At 43.7% G+C, this 14,650-nt stretch carries 12 protein-coding genes and 1 pseudogene; 2 read left to right on the forward strand and 11 right to left on the reverse strand.

Translation table 11 applies throughout. The features are described 5' to 3' along the window. Positions 1–15: 15 nt before the first annotated feature. Positions 16–537 carry a hemerythrin domain-containing protein gene (locus AC58UU_RS05645; RefSeq protein WP_497313765.1) on the reverse strand — a complete coding sequence of 174 codons (522 nt, stop codon included), beginning with the start codon at positions 535–537 and terminating at the stop codon, positions 16–18. A gap of 172 nt (positions 538–709) precedes the next feature. Between AC58UU_RS05645 and AC58UU_RS05650 the strand changes: the two genes are divergently transcribed. Continuing rightward, positions 710–1,726 carry an acyltransferase family protein gene (locus AC58UU_RS05650; protein ID WP_497313767.1) on the forward strand — a complete coding sequence of 339 codons (1,017 nt, stop codon included), beginning with the start codon at positions 710–712 and terminating at the stop codon, positions 1,724–1,726. A gap of 482 nt (positions 1,727–2,208) precedes the next feature. On the opposite strand, the gene hpf is transcribed toward AC58UU_RS05650, so the two are convergent. The 7 genes and pseudogenes from hpf to AC58UU_RS05685 all read right to left on the reverse strand — a co-directional run bounded on the left by hpf (position 2,209) and on the right by AC58UU_RS05685 (position 8,068). Next, complete coding sequence (gene hpf, locus AC58UU_RS05655; RefSeq protein WP_497313769.1) at positions 2,209–2,751, reverse strand: ribosome hibernation-promoting factor, HPF/YfiA family; 543 nt, start codon at positions 2,749–2,751, stop codon at positions 2,209–2,211. Positions 2,752–2,763: 12 nt separating this feature from the next. Beyond that, a complete protein-coding gene (locus AC58UU_RS05660; RefSeq protein WP_497313771.1) occupies positions 2,764–3,306 on the reverse strand; it encodes a hemerythrin domain-containing protein in 543 nt (180 codons plus the stop codon). Between the two features lie 88 nt (positions 3,307–3,394). Beyond that, positions 3,395–4,423, reverse strand: coding sequence for a GTP 3',8-cyclase MoaA (gene moaA, locus AC58UU_RS05665; RefSeq protein ID WP_497313773.1), 1,029 nt, complete (start codon positions 4,421–4,423; stop codon positions 3,395–3,397). Positions 4,424–4,435: 12 nt separating this feature from the next. After that, positions 4,436–4,711, reverse strand: a complete 276-nt coding sequence (locus tag AC58UU_RS05670) for a hypothetical protein (protein ID WP_497314014.1) — start codon at positions 4,709–4,711, stop codon at positions 4,436–4,438. 15 nt (positions 4,712–4,726) lie between these two features. After that, positions 4,727–5,761 (reverse strand): annotated as a pseudogene (locus AC58UU_RS05675) (molybdopterin molybdotransferase MoeA); the annotation flags it as partial. Positions 5,762–5,855: 94 nt separating this feature from the next. Beyond that, positions 5,856–7,577, reverse strand: a complete 1,722-nt coding sequence (locus AC58UU_RS05680; RefSeq protein WP_497313774.1) for a SulP family inorganic anion transporter — start codon at positions 7,575–7,577, stop codon at positions 5,856–5,858. A gap of 164 nt (positions 7,578–7,741) precedes the next feature. Continuing rightward, complete coding sequence (locus AC58UU_RS05685) at positions 7,742–8,068, reverse strand: ArsR/SmtB family transcription factor (RefSeq protein ID WP_497313776.1); 327 nt, start codon at positions 8,066–8,068, stop codon at positions 7,742–7,744. A gap of 186 nt (positions 8,069–8,254) precedes the next feature. On the opposite strand from AC58UU_RS05685, the gene AC58UU_RS05690 reads away from it, so the two are divergent. After that, positions 8,255–8,458, forward strand: coding sequence for a hypothetical protein (locus AC58UU_RS05690; protein WP_497313777.1), 204 nt, complete (start codon positions 8,255–8,257; stop codon positions 8,456–8,458). A 65-nt stretch (positions 8,459–8,523) separates the two neighbouring features. Here AC58UU_RS05690 and pflA read toward each other — a convergent pair whose 3' ends face one another. The 3 genes from pflA to adhE are packed head-to-tail and all read right to left on the reverse strand — an operon-like array spanning position 8,524 to position 14,167. Further along, a complete protein-coding gene (gene pflA, locus AC58UU_RS05695) occupies positions 8,524–9,255 on the reverse strand; it encodes a pyruvate formate-lyase-activating protein (protein ID WP_497313779.1) in 732 nt (243 codons plus the stop codon). A gap of 21 nt (positions 9,256–9,276) precedes the next feature. After that, positions 9,277–11,535, reverse strand: coding sequence for a formate C-acetyltransferase (gene pflB, locus AC58UU_RS05700; protein ID WP_497313781.1), 2,259 nt, complete (start codon positions 11,533–11,535; stop codon positions 9,277–9,279). Between the two features lie 25 nt (positions 11,536–11,560). Continuing rightward, positions 11,561–14,167 (reverse strand): bifunctional acetaldehyde-CoA/alcohol dehydrogenase, encoded by a 2,607-nt coding sequence (gene adhE / locus AC58UU_RS05705; RefSeq protein ID WP_497313783.1) that lies wholly within the window; start codon positions 14,165–14,167, stop codon positions 11,561–11,563. Positions 14,168–14,650 lie beyond the last annotated feature (483 nt).

The raw sequence follows: 14,650 nt of genomic DNA on the forward strand, positions 1-14,650 counted from the left end.
AGGCATCCTCTGTATCTAAGCCTTTGCATGAATATTTTTAAGCATTTGGTTCGCAACCGGGAAAAACATCTCTTCCTCGGACAGCAGATGCTCCGATAATACAGAGCAGGCCACACTAAGCAGCGAAATCGCCTTTTTCAGCCTTATGCTATCGGCACCTTTGCATTGCTCCGCATATTCAAGAAATGAGCGAACAAATCGTTCCGCTTGTTTATGATCCTCTTCCAGAACCCAAGTTGAGGTCAAAAAAGTTGGCTCCATCCCCTGATTCGCATACCCGGCAAGGAGGGGTAAAACTTCATCTTCCTCCCAGTGCTCGTGAGCCTCCAACTGCTGCATGAAGGTTTCCATTTGTTTACGAATCTCTTGAAGTAAACGCCTTGACTCTTCCGAGCCAAGTATGCCGACCATATGACTTGTCATATCCTGAACATGGTCAAGCTCTTTCTTTAACTCGCCATGTTCGTTCTTTAATCGCTCCAGAATCTGTTGAAGACTCTGAGCGTCATCTAACGGCATCCCAAGATCAATAACCATACATGATTCCTCCTTTTAATGCTGTAATCACATTGTATACCTTTATTTCAGCTTTCTCTGTGAGGAGAATCACAACGTTGGTTTCTGTTTCGTGACTTTAATCACTGCGGCAAATTGAAGCTAGGTTTACATTAGAAGAAAAGGAATTGATTGCGTAATGGAGGTAATCGTCGTGGGTAGAGAAGACAATGCGGCTTCGAATACGTTTATGTTAAACGCTAAGTTTCTGCTCATTTTGTTTGTGGTCATCGCTAATTGTATAGAGCCGCTGATTCAACAAAGTGCAGCTTTCCATTCCTTATATCTGGGTATTTACACCTTTCATATTCCCATGTTTGTCATGGTGACCGGATATTTCTCTAAAAGTTTCCGTTTGGATGTCCCAGGAATCAAAAGTCTGCAGATGATTTTTTATCATTATCTGATCTTCCAAAGCCTCTATTCTCTGCTCGATTCGCTGGCCTTCCATGCGCCTGGTGTCCGTTATTCTTTTTTCATTCCGTATTCGTTATTGTGGTTTTTATTCAGCCATTTTTGTTGGCGATTGCTCCTTCTGCTCTTTACAAAAATGCAGCATCCCCTTGTGATCTCTGTCATTCTAGGAGTACTCGTCGGATACGCACCTTTCACTGGAACGCTGCTCAGCTTTTCCAGAACGTTCGTCTTCTTTCCTTTCTTCTTGGCCGGATATTATTTCCACCTCGATATGATTCCTAAACAGTTCGTTCGCATGAACAAGTGGCTAAGTGTAATTGGCCTTCTGGGTGTCCTGGTCTTTCTTAACTCGACCTCACTTGATCCAAAATGGTTATATAGCAGCTTTACTTATAAGGAGCTTGGGGCCTTTCATTGGCATACGGGAACATATCGTTTAGGCGTGTATGCGTTGGAAATTATAGCTTCCTTTTGCTTCTTAAGCTTCGTTCCTCGCAAGCAGTCCATCCTAACAGAATGGGGCAAATATACGGTATACGTGTTCTTGCTGCATGCGTTTATTACGAAAACTGCGATTTCGATGGGACTATTCTCGTATATACACACTTTTACACAATTGACTCTCGTCCTACTGCTTGCGGTGGCAATTACCTGGCTGCTGTTACAAGAATGGGTACGCCGGTTCAGTCGGCCACTTATCGAACCGGATCTATCTTTTTGGGAGCGATGGATATCCCGAAAACACAGCATTTAAACACTCTCTACAAAACAAAGAATGGGGCAGTCCCAAAAGTCAATTTTTGATTTTTGAGCCCCACTGAGAATCAGATTCCAAGTGTAAAAGAACCTCCATCTTTCACTTTTTCAGTGGAATTGGAGGTTCTTTTGTGTATAATCTGAGACATCCTCAAAATGAAAGAGAAGCCATAGATAGCGGTTTATCCAGAATTGAATAAGCAAACTAATATTGCTTATCCTTTCTAATATCAGGGCACCTCGTGAGATAAGACCACAGAACACGCTTATTATCATTAAACGTTACATTCTAGAGGGCATTAGCAAACAATAAACAACCTTAGCTTGCTTATGACATCACAACAGGGGCTATTAAGACAAATAAGCAACTTCAGTTGCCTTACTCACTTAATGAACCGCGAAAACGGGTCCCAAAGAGGATTTCAGATGTATGGCTATCAAAAAAAAGAGGCATGGGCGAATCACCCATACCTCCTTCTGTCATGCAGTTGTAATTAGACCAATTGTGCCATCGTTTCGGCGATAAACAAGTTCAGTTTTGTTCGAATCTCTGTTAAAAAACAAGTGGAAGTTATGGTCCAGCAGCATCATTTTAAGAATAGCTTCCTCAATATCTTCCGGTTTATTCGGAACGGTTTTAACACGAGCTATTTCAAATAGGGAATCGTTTTCCCTGCTTGCAGACGCCTCGCTTCCAAATGCCCGCTCTTTTAACCCGCTTTGATGGCGCATTCTATGCTTGATCTTGTCCTTTAACTTCCGTGTTTGTCTTTCTAATTTATCGGCAACGACATCAATCGATGCGTACATATCCTCTCGTTTTTCTTCTGCGCGAAGCACAACCCCTTTGCAGGTGATCGTTACTTCTACAACATGAATTGGTTTATGTCCTTGAACGGATAGCGTGACGTGCATATCACAAGCCTCTTCAAACCAGGATTCCAGTCGTCCTAATTTGCGTTCCACATATTCCTGTAAAGAAGGAGTCACAGTTAAATCTTTTCCATGTAAAATCAGTTTCATTTGGCTCATCTCCTATGAGAAAAAGGATTCCAAATCTGTCAACACTTTCTCAGTTAAAGGAAAAATAAGTTGTTCTTCCATGGTAAAATGGTCGTTTAATATTAAACATGCCTGCACGAGATTAGATGCCGCCTCCGCTAATCGCTTCTTCACGACGAGAGGTGTTACCTCAATAATAGCTTCTTGAAAGGATTGGATAAATGACAAGCCAAGTTGGTGATCTTTTTCCAATACCCAAAAAGAAGGCATGATAGAGGGCGTTGATTGACGATGAAAATAAGTTAACAGGAACGGAAACAATTCCTGCTCCTCCCATTCAGAATGTCGTTTCAGCTCCTCCACAAATTGAGCAGTCTGGATCCTGAGATTTTGGACAAGCTCCATTCCCTTCACTTGATCATCCAATAGAATGACTTCCTTGGCATTCGTTTCAATCGTCCTGAGTTTTTCTCTCAATTCTTCATGCTCTACCCGTAATCGATCGGTAGCAAAGGCAAGCACATCCGGGTTTGAAGAAGCAATCCCAGAATTATAGCTTGTGGAATGAATCACCATACAGAGTCCCTCCCAAGGTAATCGTTTCGTTCGCTATCTATCTTTAGTATAGCTTCAAGAGCAGATTCTCGCTGTGCGATGCATCACACTAGCCGCCAATATGAGACATTTCAACCTTATGTGCAGGAGTCGTCTGTGCGAGTCTCGTTTCGGAATACCGATCCTGACGCTTTCCCCATACTTGAACAATCAATGATCTTAGATCTTCATCGCTTGCGCCGCCCCTGATCACACTTAGCAGGTCTGTCTTTTCTGAAGCAAACAAACATGTATACAAATGTCCTTCAGCAGACAACCGGGCTCTTGTACAAGTACTGCAGAACGCCTGAGTTACAGAAGAGATCAAACCGATCTCTTCTTGAGAACCCTGATAACGATAACGTGTTGCAACCTCGCCTATATAATTCGATTCCACCCGTTCCAGAGGCATTTCTCTATGAATGATGTCGATAATCTCTTTGCTGGGAACGACATGTTTCAAATTCCATCCATTACTATTCCCAACGTCCATAAATTCAACAAATCTCAAAATGTGCCCGCGCTCCCGGAAGTATTTGGCCATTGGAACAATATCCTGGTCATTAACCCCCTTCTGCACAACCATATTCACCTTCACGGATAATCCTGCCGAAGCCGCGGCATCGATGCCTTCCAGCACTCCTTTTGCCGAAAATCCTCTCCCGTTCATGGCACCGAATCGCTCATCATCCAAACTATCCAGGCTCACGGTGATTCGCTCTAATCCAGAGTCTCTTAACTCCTTTGCCTTGTGTTTCAATAGTGAGCCATTGGTTGTAACAGCAATATCTTTGACGCCCGCTATTTGGCGAACCAGGGAAATGATTTTGCCAATATCTTTGTTTAAAAGAGGCTCTCCGCCTGTAATCCGTACTTTCTCTACGCCAAGAGATATAAATATCCGTGTTAACCTTTCTAATTCTTGAAGGCTAAGCAGCTTTTCTTGTGGAAGAAACCGATAATTGGGACCAAACACCTCTTCGGGCATACAATATCGGCAGCGGAAATTACAGCGATCCGTTACCGATATCCGTAAATCGCGAAGCGATCTTTGAAGCGCATCTATCATTGGTGGAACTATCTTATTAAGATTTTCCATGTTTCACCTCTCTCAGTATATGGTAAATTCGTAAGGAAGAGGGATAACCTCTACCTGCTGGCCAGCAGCAATTCCTTTAGAACCCGATGGTATCCTGATGATGCAATTAGCATCTTGTATGGATATAAGCATACTCGAGTTATTTTTTTCTAACACACTTACCTTAACTTGTTCATCTGAATACATCATGCGTCCTCTTATATATCGATCGTGCGGACACCCTTTATCATAATCATTCGTTATAATCGCTTGAATAAGATGCTTACATGGGCTTTCTATTCCTTGCATGGCAAGCAGTACAGGCCGTACAAGCAGTTCAAAACTCACGAAGCAGGCGCCGGGATTGCCGGAAAGACCGAATACGAGCTTATTATTGATGACAGCTGCTGAAGTCGGACTCCCGGGCCTCATTGCGATTTTATTGAAGAGCAGCGTCGTTTCGTTCTCACTCGTTGTAGTAAAGAAATCTGCCATTACGTCATAATCTCCAACTGAGACCCCTCAGCTAACAATAAGCATATCACATTTTTCCAATGCATTATTAATCATTCGGTTGACTTCAGCTATATCATCGGGGGCGGTTCCTACATTGACAGCCAACCCGCCGTATTGTTCAATTTGTGACGCAAGCATGTAGGCATTACTATTACGTATTCTCCCTGGTTGAAGCGGCTCCCCCACAGAGGTCAATTCACTTCCAGTCGTTAATACGCCGATGACAGGTCGACGAAAAACAGGAACCTCTTCATAGCCCATGGAGGCAAGCAGTGCAATTTGGCCTGGACCTATTCGGGTGCCTGCGCCCATTAACAGCTGACCTGTCGTTATTTCATCCCCGACCTTGGCAATGTTTTGTCCATGGGCGACCTTATGCTTAATACGGATAGAAACTTGTCCTTCCTCCTGATACTCCTCTGTCTGTTCGAACATGATGACAGCATCCGCTCCGTCCGGAACGGCCGAGCCCGTCATGATACGAATCGCTGTGCCAGGAACCACTTGTATATTCGAAGTGTATCCGGCAGGCACTTCATCAATCACTCTTAGACATGCAGGATTCTGTGGAGTAGCAAATAAGACATCTTCACTCCAAACCGCATAACCGTCTAACCCGGAGCGACGAAAATGAGGCATACATTCCTTCGAGAACAGAGATTCCGAAATTCTTCTATGTGAACAAGAATCAATCGACGTATACTCGTTCTCCAGCTGCAGGACATGCTGCATAACCATGTTCTGGGCATGATCAACTTTGACTGCCTTGCGAGCAAACCTCTTGCTCCGGTTTATCAGCATCTCAATAGTCTCCTTTCCTGCAACGCTTATTAGTTGAATCATAATTCTTTATGGTAAATGTAGAAGTGATATTAATCACACGAGCATCCATGGAAAAAGGAGGTAACACCGAACACCAGTGTTTACCTCCTTTGATTTAACGGCTCGGCTTTGATAGCTGATGGCATTCGCGGAACGCGAAATGCTTGCATCCAAGACATTGAGAGTAGTTAAGTTTTGTTAATGCAAAGCTAACGGCTTCACCTGTTTTTTCAAAAATGTGCCCCTGCCCAATGAGTTCGTCTAATCTTGTTTTTTGGAGCATTTGGCGTGGTTGGGTTTGGATTTCGGAAATGAGTACGAGGCCACCCTGATTTTTAAAGTGTTTGACGATACTTGATAAATTGGATTCCCCAGTTGTATCTATATAGGGAACATTGCCCATTTTCAAAATTAGTACTTTGGGTTTGTAATTAATTTCGTCCATGATGGATTTTTCAAACATATTTGCAACCCCGAAGAACAAAGCACCTTCGACGGTGTAGATACTGATTTGCGGGCAATTATGCTGCTCATTAACCATATATGCGGATACTCTTTCGTTCTTATCGGAAGGGTCAGGCAAAACCTTTGCAGAAATAAGAAGGCCGCTCATATGTTTCACAAAAATGATACCTGACAAGATTAATCCAACCTCAACAGCCGTTGTCAGGTCTATAAAAACAGTAAGAAGGAAGGTAATAAGTAGAACCATTGACTCCGCAGTTTTGGTTTTTAGCACGTGAGTGAATTCTTTGCGTTCGCTCATATTCCAAGCAACAACCATTAAGATAGGAGCCATACTCGCAAGAGGAATTTTTGAGGCGTATGGCGCAAATAGGAACAAAACCAACAAGACAATAACACCGTGTATAACCCCAGAAAAGGGAGATTCTGCACCATTCTTAATATTCGTCGCAGTTCTGGCAATAGCCCCTGTTGCAGGAATACCCCCAAATAGCGGAGTTATCATATTGGCGATACCTTGCCCAATTAATTCACGGTTGCTATGATGTCTGGTTCCTGACATTCCGTCAGCAACTACAGCTGAAAGTAAGGATTCAATGCCACCTAACATGGCAATTATAAAAGCAGGTTTTATCAATGATTGAATGTGTTCAATTGAAAGTTCCGGAAAGTGTATACTAGGCAAACTATTTGGAATTGCTCCATAAGTAGAACCAATGGTTGCAATCTTATCAGGGTAGAAGATTGATGCTGCAGCAGTAGAAATCAATATTCCCACTAATGAGCCAGGGATTTTAGGGAATAGCTTTTGTGTCAGAATGATAAGCACGAGACAGATCACAGCAGTTAAGATACTGTACATGTTGATTGTTGAAATGTGAATTCCTAATTCCTTCATATTGGAAAGAAATTCTTGATGTTTTTGAAGATTGCTTAATCCAAGGAAATTGGCAATTTGACCTGTAAATATGGTAACGGCAATTCCTGTGGTAAAACCTATTGTTACAGGACGCGGAATAAATTTGATTACGCCACCTAATTTAAAGATCCCCATGAATAGCAAAATGACTCCTGCCATAAAGCCTGCGATAAGCAAGTTATCGTACCCATACTGCATAACAATCGCAAATAGAATGGGTATAAAAGCTCCTGTCGGACCGCCAATTTGAAACTTTGAACCACCAAATAATGAGATTAGTATCCCTGCAACTATCGTTGTGTATAACCCATATTCAGGTTTTACCCCCGATGCAATTGCAAACGCCATCCCTAGTGGAATGGCGACGATACCTACAATCAGACCTGAAATCAAGTCTTTTTGAAATTTTTTTCGATTATAGCCCTGAAATCTGCCACTAAAAGAGAGCTTCATATCCAATCCCACCAAATCTAAATATCTGATTATTTGAATATATATAAAATCATATACCCAGAACAATCAGGTGTCAATTTCATTTTTCTTTGATAAACAAACGAAATAAAAAAAGGATGTGAATCGAGAATAACAACCCGATTCACTCCTTTTTTTGAAGTGAGTTACTGATTTTTTATATTTTCTAACATTGAAATAGCATTCACAAGATGATTATCAAAAATTTGCTTGGCAACAATAAGCAGATCTTTAATTAGTGGGTCTGTTAGGGAGTATATCACAGTGGTTCCGTCTTTACTTCCACGGACAACGTTTTTATTTCTTAATACGGATAACTGTTGTGAAACGGCAGAACCTTCACTGCCCAATATCGTTTGAATCTCATTAACGTTTTTATCGCCCTCGGCTAATACTTCAAGAATTCTTATACGCAATGGGTGTGCTAACGCCTTGAAAAAATCGGCTTTAAAATGCTGTATTTCTTGAAACATCACGTTCTCCCCTAAATGTTCGGAAATTTGAATATATCTATCATATCATAAATCAAATCGCATTATCCGATTTGGATTATACTTATCTCCGCTTCAAATCTATGTGAATGTATGTGAAATATATCACATACATTCACATAGGCATGATATATAATGAAATCATAAAACAGAGAAGGAGTGGTTACTATGACAACCGTGCATGATGAGAATTTAGAAGCATTACGTGATGATTTCTGCTGCGAGTATGGACAGTTATTTGCTGAAAGAGTTGGTGGGTTACGCGATCAGGATGAACAAATCACTGGGCAGCAATTCGAACCGCCCACTGAAGAAATGAATGCGATGAAGTATCTGCATCAAGCCGGCCTTCAGGAGGAGTACCTGTTATGACTCACCCTGCAAAAAAATATAACCAGTAGTGCTGGAATCCCATCCGGCGCTACTGGTTTTTATTTTTAAGATAATTCTGTACCCATCCCCATCTCAATGAGATCCTTCGCTCTGGCAACTTCCTGATCTGTTGGTGTAGGACATTGTTCGAGCGGGTACTCTTTCCCCATTTGCTGCCACTTATAGACGCCCATTCTGTGATAAGGCAGCAGTTCCAATTTATTAACATTAGGCAATGAACCGATGAACTTACCGAGTTCTAGTAAATCCTTGTAGTCATCCGTCCATCCAGGTACAAGCACATGACGAATCCAGACAGGCTTATCGATCTCATTCAGATGTTCGGCAAAGCGAATGATACGATCATTAGGTTGTGCCGTAAGCGCGATGTGCTTATCAGGATTGATCTGCTTCAGATCGAGCAATACTAAATCCGTCACATCCAAAAGCTCCTGTGCATGACTCGGCTCACAAAATCCGTTTGTATCCAGCACAGTATGCAGGCCCCAGCGCCTTTTGCATTCGGCAAACAAACGGGCTAGGAAGGGAGCCTGCAAAGTTGGCTCCCCGCCCGTTACAGTAACTCCCCCGCCTGAACGGCGATAGTATTCGAGGTAAGGTTCAATCTCATTAAGAATCTCCTCTACATCCATCTGTTTGCCTGTATTCATTTCCCATGAATCCGGATTATGGCAGTACTTGCATTGCAGAGCACAGCCCTGCATGAAAAGAACAAAGCGGATACCCGGACCGTCAACGGTGCCAAAGGAGTCGAAGGAATGTATGCGTCCTTTCATCGGTCTGCTCCCCTCTCTATATTACATCGTGCCGTGAAAAGTACGATGTATCACATCAAGCTGTTGTTCCTTGGTCAGCTTGATGAAGTTCACTGCATAGCCGGAAACACGAATCGTCAATTGTGGATATTGCTCCGGATGCTCCATTGCATCCAATAGCTTTGCACGGTCAAAAACATTAATATTCAGATGATGACCGTAACTGGCCATATAGCCATCGAGCATGGAAACAAGATTCGAGATGCGTGACTCCTCTTCCCTGCCAAGTGCCTTCGGTACGATGGAGAACGTGTTGGATATACCATCGAGGCAATGCTCATAGGGAAGCTTTGCAACAGAAGCCAATGAGGCCAATGCACCTTTCCGATCACGTCCATGCATGGGATTGGCGCCTGGTGCGAAGGGTTCTCCAGCTTTACGGCCATCTGGGGTACTTCCTGTCTTTTTCCCATACACGACATTTGATGTAATCGTCAGAACGGACATCGTTGGCACTGCGCCACGATACGTCTTATGCTTCCTAATTTTATTCATGAACGTTTCCGTCAATTGAATGGCAATGGCATCGACACGCTCATCATTATTGCCATACTGCGGATACTCGCCTTCAATTTCAAAATCGACCGCAATCCCGCTTTCATTACGGATCGGGCGGACCTTCGCATACTTAATCGCGCTCAGTGAGTCAGCCACTACGGATAATCCGGCGATACCCGTTGCCATGGTGCGTACAATTTCACGGTCGTGAAGAGCCATCTCCAGCCGCTCATAGCAGTACTTATCATGCATATAGTGAATAACGTTAAGTGTGTTCACATACAGCTTCGCGAGCCACTCCATGACGGCATCGAATTTCTCCGCCACTTCTTCATAATTCAGAACCTCGGAGGTCAGTGGAGCTAACCGGGGTCCTACCTGTATCCCAAGCTTCTCATCCACACCGCCGTTAATCGCATAGAGCAGAGCTTTGGCCAGATTGGCGCGTGCGCCGAAGAATTGCATCTGCTTGCCGATGCGCATCGCGGAAACACAGCAAGCAATACCGTAATCATCCCCATAATAAGGCCGCATCAGGTCATCATTCTCATATTGAATCGAACTGGTCTCGACCGATACTTTGGCACAGTAAGCTTTGAAGCCATCCGGCAGCCTGGTCGACCACAGCACGGTCAGGTTCGGTTCTGGTGCAGGCCCTAGATTGTATAAGGTATGCAGAAAGCGGAAAGAATTTTTTGTCACTCGCGCTCTGCCGTCCAATCCCATGCCGCCAATTGATTCTGTTACCCAAGTAGGGTCTCCACTGAAAAGCTCATTATAGTCGGGGGTACGTAAAAATTTGACGATGCGAAGCTTCATAACAAAATGGTCAACAAGCTCCTGCGCCTCTACTTCCGTCAATGTTCCATTAGATAGATCTCTTTCGAAATAGATATCTAGAAAGCTCGATACGCGTCCAAGGCTCATCGCCGCTCCGTTCTGCTCTTTGATGGCTGCTAAATAAGCGAAGTATAACCATTGAACCGCTTCAGTAGCATTCACTGCCGGCTTCGCAATATCGTAACCGTAATTTTTGGCCATCTGTTTTAATTCACCCAAACTGCGAATTTGCTCGGAGAGTTCTTCGCGCAGCCGAATGACATCTTCGGTGATCGCATCCACTTCCATTTGTAGAAGGTCTTTCTTCTTTTCCTCGATCAACCGGTCCACGCCATACAGAGCGACACGTCGGTAATCACCAATAATGCGACCACGACCGTAAGCATCAGGAAGCCCCGTAATGATTGCAGCCTTACGTGCTGTTTTCATCTCTGAGGTGTACGCATCGAACACACCTTGATTATGCGTTTTGCGAATATCTGTAAACACTCGTATAATTTCATCCGGCAGCTTAAAGCCATAGGCCTCGCAGGCATCGATAACCATCCGTATTCCGCCGAAAGGTTGTACAGAACGCTTCAGTGGAGCATCGGTTTGCAAACCGACAATTTTCTCTTTGCTCTGTTCGATATAGCCTGGCGCATGCGATGTAATTGTGGACACCGTCTGGACATCGATATCCAATACACCACCATTTTCTCTCTCCTTGCGCGTAAGCGTACTGATTAGAAACCACAGATCATCCGTTGCTTCTGTAGGACCTGCCAAGAAGGAATGATCTCCTTCGTAAACCGTCATATTTTTATCGATAAAATCTTTCACATCAATGGCTGTTTCCCATTTGCCTTTCACAAACCCATCCCAACAACGACCTGTTTTTAATTCATCTTCACGTATTGCCATGATGGTGCCTCCTTAAATTACCCGATTAAAACTTTCCGTAAAAAGCATTCCGATACACATCGGCCAACTCGGTCACAAGCGGCATCCGAGGATTCGCTGTTGTACATTGATCTTCAAATGCTCTATCCGCCAAGTAATCTACACGCGTCTCGAATTGTTCCGCATTGAACCCCAAATCCTGAAATTTCTCAGGAATACCCAGGATTTTATTCAGCTTGCGGATAGCCTCAATAAGACTGTTTAATCCTTCTTCCGTTGTCTTTGCTGGTAGCCCCAGCATACGCGCGATTTCCGCATAGCGTTGATCGGCTATGAAGTGATCGTATTTCGGGAACGAAGTGAATTTCGTCGGTTTTTGGGCATTATAGCGAATCACATGCGGCATCAAAATCGCGTTTGTGCGTCCATGTGCTGTGTGGTATTCTCCGCCCCATTTATGCGCCAAGCTGTGATTAATGCCAAGGAAGGCATTTGCAAAGGCCATACCTGCGATCGTTGAAGCATTATGCATTTTCTCACGTGCAATAGGATCTGCTGTGGCAAACGATTTCTCTAGATTTTGGAATACCAATTGGATAGCTTTCATCGCTAAACCATCGGAATAATCATTCGCCATAACGGACACATACGCTTCAATGGCATGGGTTAGGACATCCATTCCAGTATCGGCTACCGCAGTCTTCGGCAAGCTGTACACATAATCAGGATCAATGATGGCAACGTCAGGTGTAAGCTCATAATCAGCCAGTGGATACTTGGTATTGCCCTTCTCTTTATCTGTAATCACGGCAAAAGACGTCACTTCCGAGCCAGTCCCCGAAGTCGTAGGAATCGCGACGAATTTCGCTTTGCGGCCTAGACGCGGATATTTGTAAACCCGTTTACGGATATCCATGAATTTTTGCTTTAAGGCATCAAAGCTAGTATCCGGGTATTCATAGAACAACCACATGGCTTTAGCCGCATCCATCGGTGACCCTCCGCCTAATGCAATTATGCAATCCGGCTGGAAGCTTGCCATCTGTGCCCGGCCGCGTTCCACCGTTTCAACAGATGGATCAGGCTCCACATCCGAGAAAACTTCGATATAGACAGGCAGCTGTCGTTTGCGGAGATAATATTCCACACGTTCTACGTAACCAAGCTTCACCATCATCGGATCCGTAACAATCATTACCCGTGTAATGTCAGGCATTTTTTCTAAATACTGTGTAGCTCCTTTTTCAAAATAAATCTTTGGAGGTATTTTAAACCACTGCATATTGACGGTACGGTAAGCAACGCGCTTCACATTGATCAGATTCACGGCACTCACGTTTGAGGTTGTGGAGTTATGACCATATGAGCCGCAGCCTAATGTCAAGGAAGGCAAGTTTGTATTGTAAATGTCTCCAATAGCACCGTGAGTGGAAGGTGAATTGACAATAATACGTCCGGTTTGAAGCTTACCTGCGAACGCTTGGATGACTTCCGCATTCTGAGAATGAATGACGGAGGAATGTCCCATACCGCCAAATTTGACCACTTCCACAGCCCGATCAATGCCTTGCTCAGCATTCTTCACTTTGTAGCAAGCGAGCACAGGGCTAAGTTTTTCAGCCGATAATGGAAATGCCTCACCAACGCCGGCTAACTCCGCGACAAGTATTTTCGTAGCCCCAGGTACCTTAATACCAGCCATCTCAGCGATTTTCGCAGCAGGTTGACCTACAATTACTGCGTTAACCGCACACTTCTCAGCGTTAATCACCAATTTGGAAACAGCTTCCGTTTCTTCTTTATTTAAGAAGTAACAGCCCTGTTCAGTCATCAACTTTCTTGTTTCCGCATATACCGATTCTTCAATAATAACCGCTTGTTCAGAGGCGCAAATCATCCCATTGTCAAACGTCTTCGATAAGATCAAGTCATTTACAGCTTGCTGCAAATTCGCTGTTTTCTCAATAAAGCAAGGCACATTGCCGGGTCCAACACCCAAAGCCGGCTTTCCAGTACTGTAAGCTGCTTTCACCATCGAAGACCCTCCCGTTGCCAGAACAAGCGCTACATCCGGATGATTCATTAGCAGTTGGGTAGCTTCCACCGATGGATGCTTTACCCATTGAATGCAATGCTCTGGTGCGCCTGCTTTAATAGCTGCCTCCAGTAATGTCGCTGCAGCCGCGCTGCTAGATTGTTGTGCCGATGGATGGAAGGCGAATATGATTGGGTTGCGGGTTTTTGCCGCGATTAATGACTTGAACATCGTCGTCGAAGTCGGATTGGTGACGGGCGTCACACCAGCGATAATGCCCACTGGCTCGGCCACCATTCGGTAGTTCTCATACGAGTTTTCCTCAATCACTCCAACTGTCATGTTATTTTTAATGCTGTGGTAGATATATTCCGTAGCAAATAAATTCTTGGTGATTTTATCTTCGTACACACCCCGACCGGTCTCCTCCACAGCAAGCTTGGCGAGAACCATGTGCCTATCGATGCCGGCTAATGCCATTTGCTGTATAATTTGGTCAACCTGCATTTGATCCAGCTTCAGAAATTGCTGCTGAGCTACCTTCGCTCTGGCTACCAGCTGGTTGACTTCGTCTTGAGCAGAAATCTGTTCAATCATCTTCGCTTCTTTTGTTGTCATGGTTCATTCACTCCTTTATTTTCTATCCATGTGAAGCCGTTGTCTTGTTGTTCTACCTTAAGAGTAAACTTAATCAAGACCCCTAACTATGACAAAAATCACAAGATGAGGAGTTAGAATGATTAATTCCTTGAACAATTTGTGAATATTTTCACATTATAATTTATTGGTAAGGCGGCAGTTCTATTTCCATAAAACTTGCCGCCTTCCTGACCTTATTTCGTTGATCACTAGGTGGTAATTGTAAAATGGGACGACCGTATCAAACGGAAGTCCCATTTCATTTTTTATTTAAACACAGAGTGTGCGGAAACCTTTTTCTACGAAATACTGAAATGTAATCCCATAAATGCGTTTATATAATATAACACGGTATCAGCTCATATACTCCTATTGAAATCATAAGGATATAGGGATGTGATGCCTTTGTATATATATGTCACTGAGTATGGGGATACTTTAAGAAAAATTGCCGACAGATAT

It is taken from the genome of Paenibacillus sp. JT22N1, from assembly GCF_059692155.1.

Bases quoted from the DNA above. Each gene is read 5' to 3' on its own strand.
- AC58UU_RS05645 (WP_497313765.1), bottom strand. From the start codon at position 537: ATGGTTATTGATCTTGGGATGCCGTTAGATGACGCTCAGAGTCTTCAA.
- hpf (WP_497313769.1), bottom strand. From the start codon at position 2,751: ATGAAACTGATTTTACATGGAAAAGATTTAACTGTGACTCCTTCTTTA.
- AC58UU_RS05660 (WP_497313771.1), bottom strand. From the start codon at position 3,306: ATGGTGATTCATTCCACAAGCTATAATTCTGGGATTGCTTCTTCAAAC.
- moaA (WP_497313773.1), bottom strand. From the start codon at position 4,423: ATGGAAAATCTTAATAAGATAGTTCCACCAATGATAGATGCGCTTCAA.
- AC58UU_RS05670 (WP_497314014.1), bottom strand. From the start codon at position 4,711: ATGCAAGGAATAGAAAGCCCATGTAAGCATCTTATTCAAGCGATTATA.
- AC58UU_RS05680 (WP_497313774.1), bottom strand. From the start codon at position 7,577: ATGAAGCTCTCTTTTAGTGGCAGATTTCAGGGCTATAATCGAAAAAAA.
- AC58UU_RS05685 (WP_497313776.1), bottom strand. From the start codon at position 8,068: ATGTTTCAAGAAATACAGCATTTTAAAGCCGATTTTTTCAAGGCGTTA.
- AC58UU_RS05690 (WP_497313777.1), top strand. From the start codon at position 8,255: ATGACAACCGTGCATGATGAGAATTTAGAAGCATTACGTGATGATTTC.
- pflA (WP_497313779.1), bottom strand. From the start codon at position 9,255: ATGAAAGGACGCATACATTCCTTCGACTCCTTTGGCACCGTTGACGGT.
- pflB (WP_497313781.1), bottom strand. From the start codon at position 11,535: ATGGCAATACGTGAAGATGAATTAAAAACAGGTCGTTGTTGGGATGGG.
- adhE (WP_497313783.1), bottom strand. From the start codon at position 14,167: ATGACAACAAAAGAAGCGAAGATGATTGAACAGATTTCTGCTCAAGAC.